The sequence below is a fragment of the Methylobacterium terrae genome, from assembly GCF_003173755.1.
In the GTDB taxonomy this organism is placed as follows: Bacteria; Pseudomonadota; Alphaproteobacteria; order Rhizobiales; family Beijerinckiaceae; genus Methylobacterium; species Methylobacterium terrae.
This window is the reverse complement of record NZ_CP029553.1, coordinates 4,391,903-4,410,955: the sequence shown is the minus strand read 5'-3', so window position 1 is coordinate 4,410,955 and position 19,053 is coordinate 4,391,903. Positions and strand designations below refer to the sequence as shown.

The 19,053-nt window shown below is 74.8% G+C and carries 13 protein-coding genes; 11 read left to right on the top strand and 2 right to left on the bottom strand.

Annotated elements, in window-relative coordinates; all coding sequences use genetic code 11:
• The first annotated feature begins 360 nt into the window (after window positions 1–360).
• The 10 genes from mdeB (at window position 361) to DK419_RS20415 (ending at window position 12,578) form a co-directional block, all read left to right on the top strand.
• A complete protein-coding gene (gene mdeB / locus DK419_RS20460; protein WP_109960722.1) occupies window positions 361–3,093 on the top strand; it encodes an alpha-ketoglutarate dehydrogenase in 2,733 nt (910 codons plus the stop codon).
• Between the two features lie 435 nt (window positions 3,094–3,528).
• Entirely contained in the window at window positions 3,529–4,509 is a 981-nt protein-coding gene (locus tag DK419_RS20455; RefSeq protein ID WP_208642376.1) for an AAA family ATPase, read from the top strand.
• A gap of 2 nt (window positions 4,510–4,511) precedes the next feature.
• Window positions 4,512–5,453, top strand: coding sequence for a DUF58 domain-containing protein (locus DK419_RS20450; RefSeq protein ID WP_425352598.1), 942 nt, complete (start codon window positions 4,512–4,514; stop codon window positions 5,451–5,453).
• Complete coding sequence (locus tag DK419_RS20445) at window positions 5,440–5,865, top strand: DUF4381 family protein (RefSeq protein ID WP_109960720.1); 426 nt, start codon at window positions 5,440–5,442, stop codon at window positions 5,863–5,865. The genes DK419_RS20450 and DK419_RS20445 overlap by 14 nt, the downstream gene beginning before the upstream one ends.
• 5 nt (window positions 5,866–5,870) lie before the next feature.
• The gene (locus DK419_RS20440) at window positions 5,871–6,839 is read left to right on the top strand and encodes a VWA domain-containing protein (protein WP_109960719.1); all 969 of its coding nucleotides are present in this window, start codon (window positions 5,871–5,873) and stop codon (window positions 6,837–6,839) included.
• Window positions 6,836–7,759, top strand: a complete 924-nt coding sequence (locus DK419_RS20435; protein ID WP_109960718.1) for a VWA domain-containing protein — start codon at window positions 6,836–6,838, stop codon at window positions 7,757–7,759. The genes DK419_RS20440 and DK419_RS20435 overlap by 4 nt, the downstream gene beginning before the upstream one ends.
• Window positions 7,759–8,580, top strand: coding sequence for a hypothetical protein (locus DK419_RS20430; protein ID WP_245442577.1), 822 nt, complete (start codon window positions 7,759–7,761; stop codon window positions 8,578–8,580). Before DK419_RS20435 ends, DK419_RS20430 begins: the two co-directional genes overlap by 1 nt.
• Window positions 8,574–9,836 (top strand): hypothetical protein, encoded by a 1,263-nt coding sequence (locus DK419_RS20425; RefSeq protein WP_245442575.1) that lies wholly within the window; start codon window positions 8,574–8,576, stop codon window positions 9,834–9,836. Before DK419_RS20430 ends, DK419_RS20425 begins: the two co-directional genes overlap by 7 nt.
• Before the next feature lie 93 nt (window positions 9,837–9,929).
• On the top strand, window positions 9,930–11,168 hold the full coding sequence (locus DK419_RS20420; protein WP_109960716.1) for an allantoate amidohydrolase: 1,239 nt from the start codon (window positions 9,930–9,932) through the stop codon (window positions 11,166–11,168).
• Between the two features lie 132 nt (window positions 11,169–11,300).
• On the top strand, window positions 11,301–12,578 hold the full coding sequence (locus DK419_RS20415) for an NAD(P)/FAD-dependent oxidoreductase (protein ID WP_109960715.1): 1,278 nt from the start codon (window positions 11,301–11,303) through the stop codon (window positions 12,576–12,578).
• 338 nt (window positions 12,579–12,916) lie between these two features.
• On the opposite strand, the gene DK419_RS20410 is transcribed toward DK419_RS20415, so the two are convergent.
• Together DK419_RS20410 and DK419_RS20405 are read right to left on the bottom strand one after the other, a co-directional pair.
• On the bottom strand, window positions 12,917–14,875 hold the full coding sequence (locus DK419_RS20410; protein WP_109960714.1) for a methyl-accepting chemotaxis protein: 1,959 nt from the start codon (window positions 14,873–14,875) through the stop codon (window positions 12,917–12,919).
• 124 nt (window positions 14,876–14,999) lie between these two features.
• Window positions 15,000–17,141 (bottom strand): hybrid sensor histidine kinase/response regulator, encoded by a 2,142-nt coding sequence (locus DK419_RS20405; protein ID WP_109960713.1) that lies wholly within the window; start codon window positions 17,139–17,141, stop codon window positions 15,000–15,002.
• A 272-nt stretch (window positions 17,142–17,413) separates the two neighbouring features.
• On the opposite strand from DK419_RS20405, the gene DK419_RS20400 reads away from it, so the two are divergent.
• Window positions 17,414–19,045, top strand: coding sequence for a dihydroxyacetone kinase subunit DhaK (locus DK419_RS20400; protein WP_109960712.1), 1,632 nt, complete (start codon window positions 17,414–17,416; stop codon window positions 19,043–19,045).
• Window positions 19,046–19,053: the final 8 nt, after the last annotated feature.

Below are 19,053 nucleotides of genomic sequence, written 5' to 3'. Positions count from 1 at the left end.
GTGGCTCCCGAGCGCGTCCGGTCGCTAAGCGGGCCGCCGACCCCATCTCCCCACGCCGATGCCGGTTCGGCCAGGGGAAAGCGACGGGAGGGCCGGCCCCGCACGGCCCGACTTTGCCCGGGAGCTTAGGACAAAAGTGCCATTGACGCTACCCGACGGGCGACGCCGGACGCCCATCCATCGCCGGGACGGGATCGACTGCGTCTCGCCGAAGCGTGGCCGGCGAGTGCGGCAAGAACGACCGGCCGGGCGTGTTCCCGCGAAAATGTTTTGCGCTTCCTGCCGAAGCGGCGGCAAACGAAGCAGCCTCTGCCGCGACCGGGGGATTATCCTGGCGCCATCGATGGGAGACACGACGCCATGAGCGCGAGCGCCAAGCCGATCCCGGCCGTGCCGGTCAACGAGAACGGTCAAGCAAACGGACAGGCCATCCTGGGTCCCCGCGGCGTGGCCGATCCGGATCCGGCCGAGACCGCGGACTGGCTCGCCTCGCTCGAATCGGTGCTCCGCCACGGCGGCGCGGCGCGCGCCCGCTTCCTGCTCGACCGGCTGGAGCAGAAGGCGCGGGAGATCGGAATCGTCGAGGAGGCGCCGCCCTACTCGCCCTACCGCAACACGATCTCGCTCGAGAAGCAGCCGCCCTATCCGGGCGACCTCGCGGTCGAGGAGCGCATCACCTCGATCATGCGCTGGAACGCGCTCGCCATGGTGGTGCGGGCCAACATGGCGTACGGTGAGCTTGGCGGCCACGTCGCGAGCTACGCGTCTGCCGCCGAGATCTTCGAGCTCGGCTTCAACCACTTCTTCCAGGCCGGCGACGCATCCGGGGCCGGCGCCGACCTCGTGTTCTTCCAGCCGCACTCGGCGCCCGGCGTCTATGCCCGCGCCTTCCTGGAGGGGCGGCTCTCCGAGACCAACCTCAGGCATTACCGCCAGGAGATCGCCGGCGAGGGCCTGTGCTCGTACCCGCATCCCTGGCTGATGCCCGAATTCTGGCAGGTGCCGACCGGCTCGATGGGCATCGGGCCGATGAACGCGATCTACCAGGCGCGCTTCATGCGCTACCTGAGCGACCGCGGCCTCGCCGAAACGAGCGGCCAGCACGTCTGGGGCGTGTTCGGCGACGGCGAGATGGACGAGCCGGAATCGATCGGCGCGCTGACGCTCGCCGCCCGCGAAAAGCTCGACAACGTCACCTTCGTCATCAACTGCAACCTCCAGCGCCTCGACGGGCCGGTGCGCGGCAACGGCCAGATCATCCAGGAGCTGGAGAGCGTTTTCCGCGGCGCCGGCTGGAACGTCGTCAAGGTGCTGTGGGGCTCGGAATGGGACGCGATCTTCGCCCGCGACACCAACCACGCCCTGCTGCGCCGCTTCGCCGCCACGGTCGACGGCAAGTACCAGACGCTGGGAGCGAAGGACGGCGCCTACAACCTCGCCCACTTCTTCGGTGAGGACGAGGAGGTGAAGGCGCTGGTCTCCCACATGTCGGACGGCGACGTCGACAAGCTCAAGCGTGGCGGCCACGATTTCCGCAAGCTCTACGCGGCCTTCGCCGCCGCCAAGGCGACCAAGGGCCGCCCGACCGTGATCCTGGCCAAGACCAAGAAGGGCTACGGCATGGGCGGCGCGGGCGAATCGCGCATGACCGCCCACCAGGCGAAGAAGCTCGACACCGACGCGCTGAAGGCCTTCCGCGATCGCTTCGCCCTGCCGCTCACCGACGCGCAGGTCGAGCGGCTGGAATTCTACAAGCCCGACGAGAACAGCCGCGAATTGCGCTACCTGCGCGAGCGCCGCGAACAACTCGGCGGCTTCCTGCCCAAGCGCCGGCGCAGTGCCGCCCACGTTGCGGTGCCGGACCTCGGCACTTACGCAGGCTTCGCGCTCGAGGCCGACGGCAAGGAGATGTCCACCACCACCGCGGCGGTGCGGCTGTTCAGCAGCCTGATCAAGCACAAGGAGCTGGGCCCGCGGGTCGTGCCGATCGTCGCCGACGAGGCGCGCACCTTCGGCATGGCCAACCTCTTCCGGCAGGTCGGCATCTACTCGCCTCTCGGCCAGCTCTACGAGCCGGAGGATGCCGGCTCGATGCTCTACTACAAGGAATCCCGCGACGGGCAGCTCCTGGAGGAGGGCATCACGGAAGCGGGCGCGATCTCGTCCTGGGCCGCGGCCGCGACGTCCTACAGCGTCCACGGCCTCGCGATGCTGCCGTTCTACATCTACTACTCGATGTTCGGCTTCCAGCGCGTCGGCGACTTGATCTGGGCCGCGGCCGACCAGCGCGCCCGCGGCTTCCTGATCGGCGCCACGGCGGGCCGCACCACGCTCGGCGGCGAGGGGCTGCAGCACCAGGACGGGTCGAGCCACCTCGTCGCGGCGACGATCCCGAATTGCCGCGCCTACGACCCGGCCTTCGCCTACGAGATGGCGGTGATCCTCGATCACGGCGCCCGCGACATGATGGAGCGCGACGTCGACGCGTTCTACTACGTCACGGCGATGAACGAAAACTACGCCCAGCCCTCGATGCCCGCTGGCGTGCGGGACGGGATCATCCGCGGGATGTATCGCTTTGCCGGCTATGGAGATGATGAGCCGGCTATCCGTCTTCTCGGCTCCGGTGCGATCCTGCCCGAGGTCATCGCCGCGGCGAAGCTGCTCGCCGAGGATTGGGGCATCGCCAGCGAGGTCCACAGCGTCACGAGCTTCAGCGAACTCGCCCGCGAGGCCCGCGAGGTCGAGCGCGCCAACCGCCTGAACCCGGGCCTGCCGCAAAAGCGCAGCCTCGTCGAGGAATCGCTGTCCGGCTCCGCGCCGGTCGTCGTTGCGACCGATTACGTCCGCGCCTACCCGCAGCTGATCGCGACCGCGATCCAGGCCCGTTACGTGACGCTCGGCACCGACGGCTTCGGCCGCAGCGACACCCGCAGCGCGCTGCGCGCCTTCTTCGAGGTCGACCGGCACCACGTCGCGGTGGCGGCGCTCGCGGCGCTCGCCGACGAGGGCAAGCTCGACCGCGCCACGGTGGCGGAGGCGGTGGCCCGCTACGGGATCGGTCCGAACCGGCCGGCGCCCTGGACGGTGTGAGGAATCTGGCACTGTGAGGCAGCGCGCTCCTCCAGGGAGCGCCCTCCCCTCTCCCGTTTGGGAGAGGGGCCGGGGGTGAGGGTGGCTCGGGTTCCGGATACGCCACCGAGGGCCGAGCTGTGCCGCCCGACGGCTCAGGGTCATGGCGGAAACCGAGCCACCCTCACCAACCGAGCCACCCTCGCGCGATCTCCGATCGCCCCTACCCCTCTCCCAAACGGGAGCGGGGATCCCGCGATTCTCGTTCAAGCCGCGCAAGGCGGACGTTGCCGCCGGCCCCCTCGTCCTCACCGCGGACTTAAGCACACCCCACCCCCGCCTCCCACGGGATTGACGCCCTCCGCAAGACACGGCCTCATCCCCGGCAACGCCGGACCACGAAGCACCGGCCCGAGGGGAGACGCCAGGATGGCGCGAGGCGCTGAGCAGGCCGTGATGCGCAGCATCGCGGGAGCCGACGACCCGGTGCGCGCGCGGCTCCACGCCCTGCGGACCGGCTTGGAGGCGGGCCTGATCGGCGCGTCCGGCCTCGTCGAGCGGCTCTTGATCGGGCTCCTCACCGGCGGCCACCTCCTGATCGAGGGCGCGCCGGGCCTCGCCAAGACCCGGGCGGTCAAGCGCCTCGCCGACGGGCTCGATACGGGCTTTGCCCGCATCCAGTGCACCCCCGACCTGATGCCCGCCGACCTCACCGGCACCACGGTCTGGCGGCCCGACGGCGGCCGGTTCGAGTTCCTGGCGGGTCCCCTGTTCCATTCCCTGGTGCTGGTCGACGAGGTCAACCGCGCGCCGCCCAAGGTGCAGTCGGCGCTCCTCGAGGCGATGGCCGAGCGGCAGGTGACGGTGGCGGGCATCACCCACCCCCTGCCCGATCCCTTCATGGTGGTGGCGACCCAGAACCCGATCGAGCATGCCGGCACCTTCCCGCTGCCGGAGGCGCAGCTCGACCGGTTCCTGCTCCACGTCGTCGTCGAGATGCCCGACGAGGCCTCCGAGCGCCGCATCCTCGACCTCGTCGAGGGCGAGATGACCGAGGAGGCGGCGCCGATGCCGGTGCGCCTCACGGCGGACGAGCTGCGCGCCGCCCGCGCCGCCGCGCTCAAGACCCACGTCTCGCCGGCCCTCAAGGATTTTCTGGTCCGCCTCGTCGCCGCCACCCGGGGCGGCCCGGCGGCGGCGGACCTGCGCGGCGCCATCGAGCACCCGGTCTCGCCCCGCGGCACGCTCGCCCTGATGCTCGCCGGCAAGGCCCGGGCCTACCTGCACGGGCGCGACCACGTCGTGCCCGACGACGTCGTGGCGCTCGCCGGCGACGCGCTCGCCCACCGCCTCGCGCTCACCTGGCGCGCCGCGGCGGAAGGGCAGACCGCCCGCGCCCTGGTGGCCGGCCTGCTCGACCGGGTGCGGCCGCTCTGACGATGGTCCCCGCCGCGGCACGGCCGCTTCCCGGCACGGATCCGCTCAAGGGTCCCGGCATCGCCGTCGAGGCCGGGGCGCTGATGGGTCTGCGCCACCTCGCCCGCCGCGGCGCCGGGGCGACGAGCCAGGGACGCTCGGGGCTGCCCGGCGGCATCGTCACCCGGCGGCGCGGGCGCGGCAGCGAGCCCGACGACGTCCGCCTCTGGGCCGAGGGTGACGACGTGCGCCACATCGACCGCAACGCCACCGCCCGCACCGGCACGCTCCACGTCCGGACCCACCACGAGGAGCGCGACCGCGCCGTGGTGCTGCTCGCCGACATCCGGCCCTCGATGCTGGTCGGCACCCGCCGCTCCTTGCGCTCGGTCGCCGCGGCGGAAGCGCTGGCGCTGCTCGGCTGGCGCATCGCCGGCGATGGCGGCCGGGTCGGGCTCTGCGTCGCCGCCCCCGAGCCGGTGGCGCTGCCGCCGCGGGGCGGCGGGCGCGGCATGGCGGCCGTCTGCCAGGGCCTCGCCCGCGCGCACGACAGCGCGCTCGCGGCCGCCCCCCATGGAGATCCCGCCCGTGCGGATCCGCCGTTGGGCCCCGCCCTGGAGCGGGCCCGCGCCCTGCTGCCGGCGGGCGGGCACCTCGTCCTGGCGAGCGCCCTCGACGCTCCCGGCGACGGCTTCCCGGAGACCCTGGCGGCGCTCGCCGAGCGGATCTCGGTGAGCCTGATCCTGGTGAGCGACGCCTTCGAGCGCGAGGCCCCGCCCGGCCTCTACCCCTACGCCACGCCGGACGGGCGGCGCGGCACCGCGCGGATCGGGCGCGAGCGGCCGGCACCGGAGGAGCGGATCGCGGGTCTCGCCCGCCTCGGCGTCACGACCCTGCGCCTCGACACCGAGACGGGACCCGAAGGCTTCGCCCCCCTGATGGAGCGGCTCGATGCCGTGCTGTGACGCGGCGCTCGCCGGGCTTCGCGGCCTGCACGCCCCGCCCGATCCGGCGCTGGTCCGGCTCGACATGCTGGCGGCGATCGGCGCCGGCCTGGCGCTCGCCGCCCTCGCCGCCTGGCTGCTGCCGCGCTGGCGCGCCCGCCCGATCCGCCGCGCGGCGCTGGCCGAGCTCGCCGCCGCCCGCGCCCTGCCGCCGGGCGAGCGCCGTGTCGCCCTGGCGCGCCTCGCCCGGCGGCTCGCCCGCAGCCTCGGGGTCGAGGGGCCGGCGGGGCTCGACGCGGCCTTGCGCACCGACTTCTTCGGCCGCGGCCCCGGCCGGGCGCTGACCGAGAACCTGTACGCCCCGGGCCCGGCGCCCGACCTCGCCGCGGCGGAGGCCGGCCTCGCCCGCCTCGTCGCGCGGCTGCGGGCTTAAGAGCCGTGGCCGGCCTCGCCTCCCTCGATTTCGCGGCGCCGCTCGCCGGCCTGCTCCTGCCGCTGCCGCTCCTCGCCGCCCGGCTCCTGCCGCCGCGGCCCGGCACCAGCGGCGCCCTGACGGTGCCCGCCTCCCTGGTCGCCGGGCTCGATCGCGGCGGGCCGCTCGCCGTCGGGACGAAGGCGCGCGCCGCGCTGACCTGGCTCGTCTGGGTCGCCCTCGTCGCCGCCCTCGCCGGCCCGCGGCTGGTGCTGCCCGGCGCGGCGTTGCCGGCCTCGGGGCGGGACATCGTGCTGGCCCTCGATCTCTCGGGCAGCATGGAGCGGATCGATTTCGCCCTCGACGGCCGCACCACCTCGCGGCTCGCCGCGGTCAAGCGCGTCGGCGCCGAGTTCATCCGCCGCCGCGCCGGCGACCGGGTCGGCCTCGTGATCTTCGCCGACCAGGCCGACGTGGCGGCGTCCCCCTCCTTCGACACGCAAGGAGTCGCCCGGGCGCTGGAGGAGGCGCAGATCGGCCTCGTCGGCCGCTCGACCGGCATCGGCGACGGGCTCGGCCTCGCCCTCAAGCGCCTCGACGTCCTGCCCGGCCCGTCCAAGGTCGTGGTGCTGCTCTCCGACGGCGCCAACAATGCCGGCCAGACCACGCCGCGGGACGTCGCGGTGCTGGCCCGCGAGCTCGGCATCCGGGTCCACACCATCGCGCTCGGTCCCCGCGACCTGGCGGATGCGAACGGCGAGCAGGACGTGGTTGATTCCGAGGCGCTGCGCGACGTCGCGGCGACGAGCGGCGGCCGGTTCTTCCGGGTGCGCACCACCGACGACCTCGCCGGCGTGGCCGACAGCATCGACGCCCTCGAGGGCGGGCGCGACCGGGCCCCGCCGGTCCCCTTACGCCGCGACCTGTGGCCGTGGCCGGGCGGGGTGGCGCTGCTCTTGGGCCTCGTGCTCCTGCTGACCCGGAGGGCGGCGTGACCGAAGCCTTCGCCCTCCTGCGCCCCTGGTGGCTCCTCGCCCTGCCGCTCCTCGGGCTGCTCGCCTGGCGCGCCGCCCACCGCTCCGCCCCCTTGGGCGACTGGGTCCGGGCGGTGGAGCCGCACCTGATGGCCGCGCTCCAGGCCCGCGGCGCGGTGCGGCCGGGGCGGCGGAGCGGGCAGTGGCTGCTGGTCGCGGCCTGTGCCCTCCTCGCCCTCGGCCTCGCCGGGCCGGCGGTCGAGCGCCGCGACGTGGCGGGCTTCCGCAACCTCGACGCGACGATCATCGCCCTCGACCTGTCGCGCTCGGTCGCCGAGGGCGGGCGCCTCGGCGAGGCCCGGGCGCTGGCGCAGGGGCTCGCCGAGGCCGCCGGCACCAAGGCGGTCGCCGTCGTCGCCTATGCCGGCGACGCCTACCTCGCCGCGACGCCGACCACCGACCGCGACTCCCTGAGCACGATCCTGTTCGCCCTCGACGGCACCACCGTGCCGGATCGCGGCAGCCACCCGGCTCGCGCCCTGGCCCTCGCTCGCCGGACCCTCGCCGAGGGCGCGGTGGTGACCGGCGACGTGGTGCTGGTGAGCGACGGCGGGGGCCTCGACGAGGCCGCCGCACGGGAGGCCGAGGCGCTGGCGCACGATGGCCACCGGCTGCACACCGTGCTGGTGCCGGCGGGCCCCGCCCTGCCGCCCGACGCGCCGCGGCCGGACGGCGCCGGGCTGTCCCGCCTGGCGAAGCTCGGCGGTGGTGCGGCCGGCAGCCTCGACGCGCCGGGCCCGGTGCTGGCGGCGGTGTCGGAGAGCGTCGCCCGTCACCTGGCGGAGGGGGGCTACGCGGTGCTGGCCTGGCAGGATCTCGGCCGCCTTCTCGCCGGCCTCGCGCTCGTGCCGGTCCTGCTCCTCTTCCGGCGGAGCGCCTGATGCGGATCCTCCTCGCCGCCGGAGCGGTCGCCCTCCTGGGATTCGCCGTCGAGCCCGCCGCCGTCGCGCGCCTGCTCCTCGGGGCCGGGCTGCCGGGGCTCGCCGCGCGGGTCAGCGACGATCCGGCCTGGCGCGGCACCGCCCTCTACGCGGCGGGCCGCTACCAGGAGGCGGCCGTGGCCTTCGCGACCTCGCCCTACAACCGCGGCAACGCGCTGGCGCTCGCCGGCGACCTCAAGGGCGCGCTCGCGGCCTACGAGGCCGCGCTCGCCCGCGACCCTGCGGACGAGGACGCCAAGGCGAACCGCGAGCTGATCGCGCGCCTCCTCGACACGCCCGACGCCCCCGGCGGGCGCACCGCCGGCCAGGCCAACGCCCAGGCCGACGCCGCCACCCGCTACGCCACCAAGACCGAATCCGACGCCGACGACCCCGGCACCGCCTCGACCGGCGAGGGACTGGCCGGCCACCGTGAGGCCTCCTCGGCCGCCGATTCGCCCGGCAACTCGAAGGCCGCCCGCACCGGCCGGGCCGAGCAGCGGGCGGTCGATCCCGGCCGGGGCCAGGCCCGCGGCTCGGCCAGCGACGCCGAGGGCGGCGGGCGCCGGGGCGGCGGCAATGCCAGCGTGTCCGAGGTGATCGAGCGCGAGGTGCGCCGCGTCTCGAAGAGCTTCGAGGCCCGCGAGATCCGCCCCGACCGGCACTGGCTCTCGACCCTCACCGACGATCCCGGCCGCTTCGTCCGCTTGCGCGTGATCGCCGAGCAGACCCGCCGGCGCGAGGCCGGCACCGCCGTGCAGCCCGGGAGCAACCCATGGTGAGGCAACCCATGGTGAGGTGGTGGCTTCTCGCGATCCTGCTCGCCGCGACGCCGGCCCTCGCCCTGGAGGACGGCGACCTCAGCCTGACCGTCACCGCCGAGGTGCCGGGCGGCGCGACGCCCTATCCCCGCGAGATGGTGCTCCTGCGCATTCGCGGCACCTACCGGGCGCAGATCGCCCTCGAGGAGCTGCGCCAGCCGAGCCTGCCGCATTTCGGCTGGACCCAGCTCGGCCGCGACCACTGGTCCCGGGTCACGATCCAGGGCCAGGAGGCGCGCGGCTTCGAGCGCACCGTCGCGGTCTTCCCGCAGGGGCCCGGCCGCTTCGTCATCGATCCCTTCGTCCACCGCCTGACGATCGTCGACGGCGGCGAGCGCCGGGTGGTCGAGGTCCGCTCCGCTCCCCTGCCCCTCCAGGTCGCGGCCTGGCAGGGACCCGGCGGGCCGGACGCGCCCGAGCCCTGGTGGCTGGCGGCACAGGGCCTGACGGTGACGGACCAGTGGGAGCCCGAGCCCGAGGGCTTGAGGCTCGGCGAGCCAGCCCGCCGCACTGTGACGCTGGAGGCGAGCGGGCTCACCGCCGACGCCCTGCCGCCGCGGCCGGTCTTGCGCACCCGCGGCGTCCTCACCTTTGCCGGGCCGGTCGAGCGCCAGACCCGCATCACCCCGGCAGGACCCGTGGCCCGCGTCACCTATCGCTGGGACGTGCGACCCGGCGTGCCGGAGCCGATCACCCTGTCGGCGATCTCGATCCCGTGGTTCGACACCCGGGCGCGGGTGATGCGCGAGGCCGAGATCCCCGCCCGCATCATCGGCGGCCGGGCCGCGAAGCCCGCCGACGAGGCGCCCCCGCCGCCGGCCTCGCCCTGGCGGGCGCTCGTCGCAGGCGTCGTCGCCTTCGGGCTGGGCTTGGGCGCCTGGGGCTCGTCGCGCCGCCGCGCGGCTCCGGCGGCGCGCGCCCTGCGGGCGCTCGCCCGGGCCGCCCGGCGCCGCGACGCGGCCGCGTTCCACGCCGCCGTCACCGAGGCCGCCCGCCGCGACCCGGGCCTCGCGGCGGCCTGGCGCGCCGATCCGGGCACCGCCTCGCGCCTGTCCGCCCTCGACGCCGCCCTGTTCGGCGCGGGTGGCGCCCCGGCGCCGGACCTCGTCGGCCTCGCCCGGGACCTCGCGCGCACCCGCCCGCCCGTCGCGGCGCCGGCCGGGCTGGCGCCGCTCGACGGCAAGCACCTCGACGGCAAGCACCCGGCGCAGGCCTGATCTCAAGGCGCGACGGCATGCGCCGCACCCGGTTGCCTCGACCGGCACCGACCCTGCATACCGCCCGTCGGAACCTCAGGGTCGCTGACAGCCATGACCGAGCCCAATCCCCGCCTCGGCGCCCGCGTGATGGCGCTGATCGACGACCTCGCCCGCCACACCGACGAGCCCGGCCGCCTGACCCGGCTCTACCTGTCGCCGGCCCACCGGGCGACCGCCGAGGCGGTGCTCGGCCTGATGCGGGCGGCCGGGCTCGCGGCGCGGATCGACGCCGCCGGCAGCGTGGTCGGGCGGATCGAGGGGCGCGAGCCGGGCCTGCCGGCCCTGGTCCTCGGCTCGCACATCGACAGCGTGGTCGATGCCGGGCGCTACGACGGTCCCCTCGGGGTCGCGGCCGGCCTCGTCGTGGCCGAGGAGCTGCGCGGCATGCCCCTCCCCTTCGCCCTCGAGGTGGTGGCCTTCGGCGACGAGGAGAACGTGCGCTTCCCGACCTCGCTCTCGACCTCGAAGGCCTGGGCCGGGCAGTACAGATCCGAGTGGCTGGAGGGATGCGACGCCGCCGGCACCTCCTTGCGCGAGGCGCTGGCGCAGTTCGGGGGCGACCCGGACGGGATCCCGGCGCTGGCCCGGCGCCCGGGCGAGATCGCCGGCTATCTCGAGATCCACATCGAGCAGGGCCCGGCGCTCGAGGCCGCCGTGCAGCCGGTCGGCGTGGTCTCCGGCATCGTCGGGTTGACCCGGGCGCGCTGCACCGTGACGGGCGAGGCCAACCACGCCGGCACCGTGCCGATGGGGATGCGCCGCGACGCGCTCGCGGCCGCCGCCGAGATGGCGCTCGCGGTCGAGCGCCTGGGCGAGGGCGTTCCCGGTGCGGTCGCCACGGTGGGGTCGCTGACCGTGGTGCCGGGCGCCGTCAACGTGATCGCCGGCCGGGTCGATTTCAGCCTCGACGTGCGGGCGCCGGAGGACGCGGACCGCCGGGCCCTGTTCGCGGCGATCCAGGCCGAGTGCCGGGCGATCGCGCAGAGGCGCGGGGTCGGCTTCGCCTCCGAGACGTTCATGGACAACCCGGCGGTCGCCCTCGATCCGGGCCTGCGGGCGGTCCTCGACCGGGCGGCGCGGCGCCTCGGCCACGCGCCCCTGCTCCTGCCGTCGGGCGCCACCCACGACGCGGTGGCGATGGCGGCGCTCGGCCCCTCGGCGATGCTGTTCGTGCGCTGCCGCGGCGGCATCAGCCACAACCCGGCGGAATCGATCACCCTGGAGGATGCCGACGCGGCAACGCGGGTGCTCCTCGAGACGGTGCGGGAGCTCGCTGGGCTGGCCGCTTGAGGATCCGCCCGGTCCGTCGGCGTGCGGCCGGGATCCTTCCTCCTCCCATCAGCGATCTCAGGATGAGGTCGCGAGCGGGGAATGGGCCCCGAAAATCAGTCCAACAAGCCAGAGCGGCGAAAGAGTTCTTCGATGCACGAGGACGAACAGACGGCCGACATCGTGGTGGTCGGCGGCGGCATGGTGGGCCTGTCCTCCGCCATCGCCCTGAAGGACCGCGGGCGGGACGTGGTCCTGTGCGATCCCGGCGAGGCGCGGGCCCGCACCTCCTACGGCAATGCCGGGGTGGTCAGCCGCGGCTCGATCTTCCCGATGTCGAGCCCTGCGCTCTGGGGCAAGCTGCCGGCCTACCTGCGCAACGCCGATGCGGGCCTGCGCCTGCGCCACCTGCACCTCCTGCGGGTGATGCCCTGGGCGGCCCACTTCCTGGCGAGCGCCCGCACCTCGGCTTGGCGGCGGGCCGCCGACGCGCTGGCTCCGCTCACCAACGCCGCCTACCCCGAGCACGAGCGCCTCTCCGAGCGAGCCGGCGTGCGCCACCTCCTGCGCGAATGCGGCTGGGTGAAGCTCTACCGCACGGAAGCGGCCTTCGCCGGGGCGAGCCTCGAGCGCGAGATCTTGAGCCATCACGGCGTGCCGTTCGAGATCCTCGACGGCCCGGCGATCCAGGCGCTGGAGCCGGCGCTGATCCGCCCCTTCGCCCGGGCGATGCTCTTGCCGGAGACCGGTGCCGTCGCCGATCCGGGCGGCCTCGTCGAGGCCTGCGAGCGGCTGTTCTCCGGCCTCGGCGGGCGGACCCTGCGCACCGCCGTGAGCCGCCTGGAACCGACGGCCGAGGGCTGGCACGTCGTCCATCCGGGCGGCGTGGTGCGGGCGCGGCAGGTGGTGCTGGCGACAGGGGCGGCGGCGCACGAGCTCGCCCGGCCGCTCGGCTACCGCTTCGCCTTCGCGGCCGAGCGCGGCTACCACCGGCACTACGCGCTCCAGCCCGGCAGCCCGGCCCTGACCCGGCCGATCTACGACACCGGCGCCGCCTCGATCCTGTCGCCGATGGGCGAGGGCCGGGTGCGGGTGCTCTCCGGCGTCGAGGTCGCCGACCGCCATGCCGAGCCGGATTACCGCCAGATCGAGGCGGCGGCGCGGGAGGCCGCCGGCACCGTGCGCCTCGGCCAGCCCCTCGACAACCGGCCCTGGCTCGGCTCCCGCCCCTCGACTCCGGACGGCCTGCCGGTGATCGGCCCCGCGCCGCGCCACCACGGCCTGATCTTCGCCTTCGGCCACGGCCATATCGGCCTCTCGACCGGCCCGATCACCGGCCGGCTCGTCGCCGACCTCGCCACCAACGAGGCGCCGACGGTGCCGGTGGCGCCGTTCGCGCCCGGGCGGCTGCTGGGCTGGCCGCGGTTGTAAGCCCGCTGCGGCGCAGCGTCCCTCGCCCGAGGCGAAGAAAGTCTGGGGGGCCGGCACCCACGAGACCGCGTTCGAGAGCGGGGCTTGCGTATCGACCAGGACCGTCGCGACGGCGCTAAGCGAGACGGCCAGGAACGAAGGCCGTCGTCCGGGGCGGTCGGCGCGCCACGAGATAGCCGGCAAAATAACCGACGATCAGGGCCGCGAGGTCGCCGTTCCGGGAGACGCCCGGCAGGCCGCGAGGCACGATCCTCTGCCCTCTACCTCGGCGCGAGGACGACAGGTGCGAAAAAAGCCGACTAACGAAATAGTTTCCGGCGAGAAACGATCGCGCCGCCTCAATCCACGAAGCGCACGCCGACCTCGCAGCCGTGCTGGCGCACCACCTCGCACCGGCGGGCCGGATGACCGTCGACGTGGAGCACGATCCGGATCGGCAGGCGGATCGGGCGGTCGAGGGCGAGCTTGGCGCCGGATGCCGAGCGGTTGAGCACGACGCAGCGCGTGGCGTCGACCACGCCGTGGGCGTCCGGTACCTCGATCCGGGCGGGAAGGGAGGTCCGCACCCGCTCGTCGATCCGCCGCTCCTCGAGGCCGACCAGCCACTCGTCGAGGCTGCCGGCGATGTCCGCGACGCCCGCGGCGGTGGTCTGGACGTTGGTGCTGACGTCGCCGCTCGTGCTGCGCTGGCGCTCGCTCGCCGCGGCCGTCTCGGCGACGAAGCCCTGGACGGCGTCGACCGCGCCGCGGATCGAGCCGAGCGCCTCCGCGACCTCGCGGGAGACGGTCTGCATCGCGCCGATCTCGTCCGTGACGCGGCCCGTCGCCGCCCGCGCCTGGCCGGCGAGGTTCTTCACCTCGGCGGCGACCACCGCGAAGCCGCGGCCCGCCGCGCCGGCGCGCGCCGCCTCGATCGTGGCGTTGAGGGCCAGGAGGTTGATCTGGTCGGCGATGGCCGTGATCGCCTCGACCACCCCGTTCATCGCCTGGGCCGCCTCGTCGAGCCGCATCGTGGCGGTGCCCGCGGCATTCATCCGCTCCTGGATCTCGTCGACCGCCAGGCGCGACTGGTCCATGCGGGTCGCGATCGCCGTCGAGGTGCGGTGCAGCTCCTCGGAGGCCGTCGCCACCGCCTGGACCCGGGTGAGGGTCCGCTCGGCGGCCGCGATCGCCCGGGCCCGCACGGTCATGCTGCGGGTGACGTCGGTGGCGAACTTGATCACCTTGCACGGGCGGCCGCCGGGATCGAGGACGGGGGTGTAGGTGGCCTGGATCCACACCTCCCGCCCGTCCTTGCCGACGCGCTGGTAGACCGCGGCGGCGTAGCGCCCGGCGCGCAGGGATTCCCAGAACTCGGCGTAGCTCGGGCTCCCGGCGTGGTCGGGGGCGACGAACATGCGGTGATGGCGGCCGACGATCTCGTCGAGCGCGTAGCCCATCGCCTTCAGGAAGTGGCCGTTGGCGTCGAGGATGATCCCGTCCATGTCGAACTCGATCACCGCCTGCGAGCGGAGCGCCGCCTCGATCTTGCCGGCGGTGTCGGCCGCGTGCTGCCGGGCGGCGGTGATGTCGGAGGCGTACTTGACGATCTTGATCGTGCGCCCGGTCGCGTCGAGGATCGGGTTGTAGGTCGCCTGGATCCAGACCTCGGCGCCGCCCTTGCCCCGCCGCTCGAACTCGCCCGCGTGGTACTCGCCGCGGGCGAGCCGGGCCCAGAACTCGCGGTATTCCGGTGCGGCGGCCTCGGCGTCGGTCACGAAGATGCGGTGGTGGCGCCCGACGATCTCGTGAAGGCCGTAGCCCATCGCCGCGAGGAAGTGCGGGTTGGCGTCCAGGATCGTCCCGTTGGGGGCGAAGTGGATCACCGCCTGGGAGCGGTTGATCGCGGTGATCTGGCCGGCGGCGTCGGTCGCCGCCTGCTTCTCGGCGGTGATGTCGAGGGCGAACTTCACGATCCGGATCGGCCGGCCGCGGGCGTCGAGCACCGGGTTGTAGCTGGCGCGGATCCAGACCTCGCGCCCGCCCTTGGCCAGGCGCCGGTACTCGGCGCTCTGGAACTCGCCCCGGCGCAGGGAGGCCCAGAACGCCTCGTAGGCGGGGTCCGCCGCCTCGGCGGGATCGACGAACAGGCGGTGGTGGCGCCCGCGCACCTCCTCGAGGCCGTAGCCCATCAGCCCCAGGAAGTTCTCGTTGGCCTCGATCAGCAGGCCGTCGAGGCCGAAGGTCACGGTCGCCTGCGAGCGCTCGATGGCGTCCAGCTTGGCGGCGGTGCTGGAGCGGCGAGCGGAGGCGAACATGACGGTTTCCCAGGCGTTTTTGGGCGCCCCATCCCCTCGCATGCCGGCACTTAATGTCGGGTAACGTACAGTAATCCCGCGGCCCGACGCCGCAGGTTTTTAGCGCGGGTTTTTCTCGCCCGCGTCAGCCCCGGGCGAGCATCTCGCGGATGCGCAGGGCCAGGGCCTCGACCACGAAGGGCTTGGTCAGCACCGCGGTGCCGGGCTCGAGCTGGCCCGGGCCGAGGGCCGCGGTCTCGGCGTAGCCGGTGATGAACAGCACCTTCAGGCCCGGCCGCCGCGCCCGGCCCGCATCGGCCATCTGGCGCCCGTTCATGCCGCCCGGCAGGCCGACATCGGTGACCACGAGGTCGATGCGCACGTTCGATTGCAGCACCTTGAGGCCGGCGGCGCCGTCCGCCGCCTCGATCGCGGTGTAGCCGAGATCCTCGAGCACCTCGGTCACCAGCATGCGCACGGTCGGCTCGTCGTCGACGATCAGGACGGTCTCGCCCTGCTCGGCCCGGGGCGCGTCGGCGAGGTTCGCCTGCGCGGCCTCCGCCACCGAGGCGCCGTGGTGGCGCGGCAGGACGATGCGGACGGTGGTGCCGCATCCGACCGCGGAATCGATCCGCACCTGGCCGCCCGACTGCGTGGTGAAGCCGTAGATCATCGACAGGCCGAGGCCCGTGCCCTGGCCGAGGGGCTTGGTGGTGAAGAACGGGTCGAAGGCGCGCGCCATCACCTCGGGCGCCATGCCGGTGCCGGTGTCGGAGACGGCGAGCGACAGGTACTCGCCGGGCGGCATCTCGTGCGCGCGGGCCGCCGCGGCGTCGAGGACGAGGTTCGCGGTCTCGATCGCGATGCGCCCGCCGTCGGGCATCGCGTCGCGGGCGTTGAGGCAGAGGTTGAGCAGCGCGTTCTCGAGCTGCGGCGGATCGACGAGGACGGTCCAGAGGTCGGCGGGGCCCGAGACCGCGATCTCGATCGCCGGGCCGACGCTGCGCCGGATCAGCTCCTCCATCCCGGCGACGAGGCCGTTGACGTCGGTGGGCCGCGGGTCGAGCGTCTGGCGCCGCGAGAAGGCGAGCAGCCGGTGGGTCAGCGCCGCGGCGCGCCGGGCGGCCCCTTGCGCGGCGTTGACGTAGCGGTCGACGTCCTTGAGCCGGCCCTGGCCGATGCGGGTCTGCATCAGTTCGAGCGAGCCCGAGATGCCGGCGAGCAGGTTGTTGAAGTCGTGGGCGATGCCGCCGGTGAGCTGGCCCACCGCCTCCATCTTCTGCGACTGGCGAAGCGCCTCTTCGGCCCGCATCAGCTCGGCGGTGCGCTCGGCGACGCGCTGCTCCAGCGTCTCGGTCAGCGCCCGCAGCATCGTGGTGGCGCGGTCGCGCTCGGCCTCGACGGCGCGGCGCTCCTCCACGTCGATGAGGACGCCGGGAAAGCTCAGCGGGGTTCCGTCGGGCGCGTGGTCGACCCGCCCGTTCGCCTCGAGCCAGTAGTAGTTCCCGTCGGCGCGCCGGGTGCGGTACTGGTGCGCGTAGGCGCCGCCGCGGATCACCACCGCGTCGATCGCCGCGATCAGCCCGGCCCGGTCGTCCGGATGCACGGTCTCGATCACCTGCTCCAGGCTCAGGCCCTCGCGGCCCAGGCCCGGATCGAGGCCGAAGCTGCGGGCGAAGGCCTCGTCGACGGTGAAGCGGTCGGTCGGCAGGTCCCAGAACCAGGTGCCGATGATCGCGCCGGCCGACAGGGCGAGCTGGACCCGCTGGATGTTCTCCCGCGCGATCGCCTCGCTCTCTCGCAGGCGCCGGGTCGCGGTCACCTGGGCGGTGGTCTCGTTGGTGAGGATGAACAGGCCGGCGACGCGGCCCTCCCCGTCGAGGACGCGGGAATAGGAGAAGGTCCACCAGGTATCGGCCTCGCCCCGGTCGGTGCCGAGCTTCCACGGCAGGTCGACGAAGCGCCGGCTGCGTCCCGCGAGCGCGTCGTCGATGATGGGCTTGGCCTGCTCCCAGCCATCGGCCCAGACCCGGTCGAAGCGCTCGCCCATCGCCCAGTCGAGGCGGGGACCGAGGAGCGGGAAGTAGGTCTCGTTGAAGAAGAAGTGCAGGTCCGGCCCCCAGGCCAGGATCATGCTCTCGGGCGAGTTCAGCACCAGGGAGAGCGCCGTGCGCAGGGCCTCGGGCCAGGTCTCGGGGGCCCCGAGCGGGTGGCCCGACCAGTCGCGCGCGCGAATCATCGCGGCGGCGCGGCCGCCGCCGGCCAGGAACGGAAGGGGGTCGGTCATCGGCGTCGCGGCGGGTTCACCAGGGGCGGGCATCGGGCGGGAAAGTCGGCTCTGCGCCGCTGCGACACGGCCCCGGCGAGTCTCGCGATTCGGTGCGGCCTGCCCGCCGGGGAGATTCGCGTCTTATTGCCCGAACCGGGTGATTCGGAAAAGCCGCCCATGCGGGGCAAGGCCGCCCGCGATGGCGGGCCGGCTCCGCTTTTGGCAGGATCGGCCCGGCGCGGCCGACCGCCGCACGACCGATCGCGGCTCGGCCGCCAGGGGAGGACCGGATGGCCCACTTCATCAACGACCGCGCCGCCCTGGTGGCGGAGGCGGTGGACGGCCTCGTGGCGGGCAGCGGCGGGCGGCTCGCCCGCCTCGACGGCGATCCCGCGATCCGGGTCGTGCTGCGGGCCGACTGGCGGGCCGACCGGGTCGCGGTGGTCTCGGGCGGCGGCTCGGGCCACGAGCCGGCCCATGCCGGCTTCGTCGGACGAGGGCTCCTCACCGCGGCGGTCTGCGGCGACGTCTTCGCCTCGCCCTCCGTCGACGCGGTGCTGGCCGCGATCCTGGCGGTGACCGGACCGGCGGGCTGCCTCCTCATCATCAAGAACTATGCCGGAGACCGGCTGAATTTCGGGCTCGCCGCCGAGCGCGCCCGGGCCCGCGGGCTCGCGGTCGAGACCGTCACGGTCGCCGACGACGTCGCGATCCCGGGCGCGGCCCAGCCCCGGGGCATCGCCGGCACGCTCCTGGTCCACAAGGTGGCGGGCTTTGCCGCCGAGAGCGGGCGCTCCCTCTCCGCGGTGGCCGGGGCGGCGCGGGCGGCCGCCGCCGTGGTCAGGTCCCTCGGCATCGCGGTCTCGGGCTGCACGATGCCGGGCGGGACGACGGAGGCGCGGCTCGCCCCGGGCCAGGCCGAGCTCGGCCCCGGCATCCACGGCGAGCCCGGCATCGAGCGCATCGCCCTGCCGCAGGCCGCCGACCTCGCCCGGCTGATGACGGCGCGCCTCGCCGCGGCGCTCCCGGGCGACGGGCCGCTCGCCCTCCTCGTCAACAACCTCGGCGGCACCACGGCGCTGGAGATGCAGGTGCTGACCCGCGCGGTGCTGGCGACGCCGCTCGGCGCCCGGGCGCGCCTGCTCCTCGGTCCGGCCGCCGCGATGACGGCCCTCGACATGCACGGCGCCTCGCTCTCGCTGATGCCCCTCGACGCCGCGACGGAGCACGCGCTCGCCGCCCCGACCGAGGCGCCGGCCTGGCCGCCCGCGATTCCCGTCGCGGCGCCGACGACGCGCGCCCTGCCCGACCGCCTCGACCGGGGCTCGGGCCCGGCGCCCTCGCACGATCCCGCGGTGGCGCGGGCGATCACCGCCATCGGCACCGCCCTGGTCGAGGCGGAGGCGGCGCTCAACGCCCTCGACGCCCGGGTCGGGGACGGCGATACCGGCACGACCTTCGCCTCGGCGGCCCGCGCCGTGCTCGCCGATCTCGACCGGTTGCCGCAGGCCGATCCCGCCGCCCTGTGCCACGCGCTCTCCGACCGCCTCGCCCGGGTGGCCGGCGGATCGAGCGGGGTGCTGATGTCGATCTTCTTCGAGGCGACGGGCGCGGGCCTCGCCGCGGGGGCGGGCTGGCCGGCGGCCCTGGAGCGGGGCGTGGCGCAGGTCCAGGCCCATGGCGGGGCGCGGCCCGGCGACCGCACCCTCCTCGACGCCCTGGTGCCGGCCCTCGCGGCCCTGTCGTCCGGAGGGCTCGCCGCGGCCGCGCGGGCGGCCGAGGCGGGGGCCGCCGCCACCGCCCGGATGACCCGGGCGGGGACCGGCCGGGCGAGCTATCTCGCCGCCGCCGACCTCGCCGGGGTGGAGGATCCGGGCGCCGTCGCGGTGGCCCGGGCCTTCGCGGCGCTCGCAGCCGGCTGATGCCGACG

What these genes read in the sequence shown, in the direction of transcription:
- mdeB (WP_109960722.1), top strand. Translation starts at nt 361, where the DNA reads ATGAGCGCGAGCGCCAAGCCGATCCCGGCCGTGCCGGTCAACGAGAAC.
- DK419_RS20430 (WP_245442577.1), top strand. Translation starts at nt 7,759, where the DNA reads ATGCGGATCCTCCTCGCCGCCGGAGCGGTCGCCCTCCTGGGATTCGCC.
- DK419_RS20455 (WP_208642376.1), top strand. Translation starts at nt 3,529, where the DNA reads ATGCGCAGCATCGCGGGAGCCGACGACCCGGTGCGCGCGCGGCTCCAC.
- DK419_RS20415 (WP_109960715.1), top strand. Translation starts at nt 11,301, where the DNA reads ATGCACGAGGACGAACAGACGGCCGACATCGTGGTGGTCGGCGGCGGC.
- DK419_RS20445 (WP_109960720.1), top strand. Translation starts at nt 5,440, where the DNA reads ATGCCGTGCTGTGACGCGGCGCTCGCCGGGCTTCGCGGCCTGCACGCC.
- DK419_RS20405 (WP_109960713.1), bottom strand. Translation starts at nt 17,141, where the DNA reads ATGACCGACCCCCTTCCGTTCCTGGCCGGCGGCGGCCGCGCCGCCGCG.
- DK419_RS20410 (WP_109960714.1), bottom strand. Translation starts at nt 14,875, where the DNA reads ATGTTCGCCTCCGCTCGCCGCTCCAGCACCGCCGCCAAGCTGGACGCC.
- DK419_RS20420 (WP_109960716.1), top strand. Translation starts at nt 9,930, where the DNA reads ATGACCGAGCCCAATCCCCGCCTCGGCGCCCGCGTGATGGCGCTGATC.
- DK419_RS20400 (WP_109960712.1), top strand. Translation starts at nt 17,414, where the DNA reads ATGGCCCACTTCATCAACGACCGCGCCGCCCTGGTGGCGGAGGCGGTG.
- DK419_RS20425 (WP_245442575.1), top strand. Translation starts at nt 8,574, where the DNA reads ATGGTGAGGCAACCCATGGTGAGGTGGTGGCTTCTCGCGATCCTGCTC.
- DK419_RS20450 (WP_425352598.1), top strand. Translation starts at nt 4,512, where the DNA reads ATGGTCCCCGCCGCGGCACGGCCGCTTCCCGGCACGGATCCGCTCAAG.